Origin of the sequence: Corynebacterium sp., assembly GCF_012837295.1 — a bacterium.
Taxonomy (GTDB): Bacteria; Actinomycetota; Actinomycetes; order Mycobacteriales; family Mycobacteriaceae; genus Corynebacterium.
On record NZ_DURI01000357.1, the window covers coordinates 1 to 2,288 of the forward strand.

Below are 2,288 nucleotides of genomic sequence, written 5' to 3' on the forward strand. Positions count from 1 at the left end.
ACGATTCCACACATGCCTGACAGCATAAACGGGCATGGCCCCGTTGCTTGCATCGAGAAAGCCCAAAATTTCCGCCCGCGTTTCCGGCGCTGGCCACATCGGTTTCCGCATTGCCGATATGCTGGCTGCGTGGCTGAGAATCTGAAGACCCTCGTCTCCAACCTGTCGAAGCGCGGCCCCCACCGCGTCCTCGTCGGCGATCTCTCCTACGTCGGGCTGCCCGGCGTGGTGTACACGCCGGCCAAGGGCAAGGGCGTGCCGGGCGTGGCGTTCGGCCATGACTGGCGCGCGCCGGTGGAGGACTACCACGCCACGCTGCGGCATCTCGCGTCGTGGGGCATCGCCGTCGCGGCCCCGAACACGGAGACGGGTTTCGTGGCCGATCACCGTGGCCTGGCCAACGACCTCGAGTCGGCGCTGCAGATCCTCGGCGGCGTCCGCCTGGGCGAGGGCGAGGTGACGGTGTCCCCCGCGAAGCTGGGCCTGGCCGGCCACGGCATGGGCGCCGGCGCCGCGGTGCTGGCCGCCGCGGGCCGGGAGCACATCAAGTCCGTGTCCTGCATCTTCCCGGCGGACACGTCGCCGTCGGCGGAGGCCGCCGCGACGAACGTGCACTGCCCGGGCCTGGTGCTCGGCCCCGGCGAGAACCAGTGGCTGGACCGCGGCAACCCGAAGCGTCTGGCCGTGAACTGGGCGGGCGACGTCATCTTCCGCGAGGTCGACGGTGCGGAGCAGGCCGATTTCTCGGAGACTCCCCTGGTCAGCCGCCTGATGGGCTTCTCCAAGTCGAGCGTGAAGCAGCAGGAGATCACCCGCGCCGCGCTGACGGGGTACATCTTGGCCACGGTCGGCGGCGAGAAGAAGTACTCCGATTTCGCCGAGCTGGACACCAAGATGAAGGGCATCACCAACCGCAGCCTGGATTGGCTGCGCGATCAGCTTCCGGAGACCGCCTACCACCCGCTGCCGGGCCAGCCCCACGACTAGTTCCGGCCTCTCCTCGTCCCGCCGTCCGGTCTTCCGGGCGGCGGTCGTCGTTTCCGGGTTCCTGCTTTACGACGCCCACCCGCCCCTCTACCCGCCCTTGTTCAGAATCGACTGCACGGGCCCTGAGGTGGCGGGGACACGGCGTCGCCGCCGGGAGGTGCCCGCCTCGGATTCCGAGGCAGCCCGTTTCGGATCGTGACGACGGTGCAGTTCTTCGATGGCGTTCCGCGCTTTCCTCAGCTCGGTCTCGAACGTGGCCCGATGCGCGGCGACGGTGTCGTGGTAGCGCTGGACGGCCGCGTCGTACCGGGCCCGCTGGAGCGGATCCATTCCCGCCAGCCGATCCGGATCTGATTCGCGTTCCATCAGGACCACCCTCCCGCCGACGGGGCGTGCACGGTGCCGGAATCAGCGGCCGCGTCAGCGGCGTTGGCATTCGGTGCCGGGGCAAGAGCCGGTGCCTGAGTCGGTTCAGGTGCCGGTGCCGGGGCAGGTGCCGGGGCAGGTGCCGGGGCCGACGATTCAGCCGGTGCCTGCACCGGAGTCGTCGGCGCGACGTGCTCTGCGGCCGGTGCAGGCGCCGCCTCCCCACCGCCGAGGTTCATGTGCTCCAGCTTCCCGGCCGGCGGAGGCGGCTCCGACGGCTCGGGTTCGGGCTCCGGCTCAGGCTCTGGTTCGGGCTCTGGTTTGGGCTCCGGTTCGGGATCAGGCGCCGGCTCAGGCTCCGGTTCCACGCACTCGACCGGCTCGGGCTCGGGCGCCGGTTCGACGCATTCCACCGGTTCCGCGCACTCGGCCGGCGCCGACGCCGGCGGGCAGTCGGCTGCGGGCGCGGGCATGCACAAGTCGAGCATCCCGCCGGCATTGACGGCGGCCGAGACTCCGCCGACCACGGCGCCCGTGACCTCCGCGGTGATCGCGCCGACCACTCCCCCGACCACGTTCCCGATCGCCTGACCGGATGCCGCGGGAACGACCGGCGCACCCGCCGGCTCGCACTCCGCCACCACCTCGGGGCACTGCGGCACGGGCGCGGCGTCCGATTCCGCCACGCACGCTTCGACGTCGGCGATGGCGCAGTCCAGCATTTCGCCGACGCACGCGTCGCGCGCGGAGATGATGCCGTTGACGCACTGGACCAGCGACCCCGACACCTGCGCGGCGACCTGCGCCGCCGCCGGACCCGCACCGGGCAGCGCGGCCGCCGACTCGCACCCTCCGATGACTCCCCCGGCCGCGCCGATCGCACCGGACATCGACGCATCCGCCGCCGCTGCCACCGTCGCCGCGGCGTCGCCGGC

At 71.6% G+C, this 2,288-nt stretch carries 2 protein-coding genes and 1 pseudogene; 1 reads left to right on the plus strand and 2 read right to left on the minus strand.

The window, feature by feature from the left end; all coding sequences use genetic code 11:
* The first annotated feature begins 129 nt into the window (after nucleotides 1–129).
* A complete protein-coding gene (locus GX015_RS11720) occupies nucleotides 130–987 on the plus strand; it encodes an alpha/beta hydrolase (protein WP_291345340.1) in 858 nt (285 codons plus the stop codon).
* An 87-nt stretch (nucleotides 988–1,074) separates the two neighbouring features.
* Here the strand turns inward: GX015_RS11720 and GX015_RS11725 are convergent, their stop codons facing one another.
* Nucleotides 1,075–1,317 carry a hypothetical protein gene (locus GX015_RS11725; protein WP_291345341.1) on the minus strand — a complete coding sequence of 81 codons (243 nt, stop codon included), beginning with the start codon at nucleotides 1,315–1,317 and terminating at the stop codon, nucleotides 1,075–1,077.
* A 35-nt stretch (nucleotides 1,318–1,352) separates the two neighbouring features.
* A pseudogene (locus tag GX015_RS11730) lies at nucleotides 1,353–2,288 on the minus strand (hypothetical protein); the annotation flags it as partial.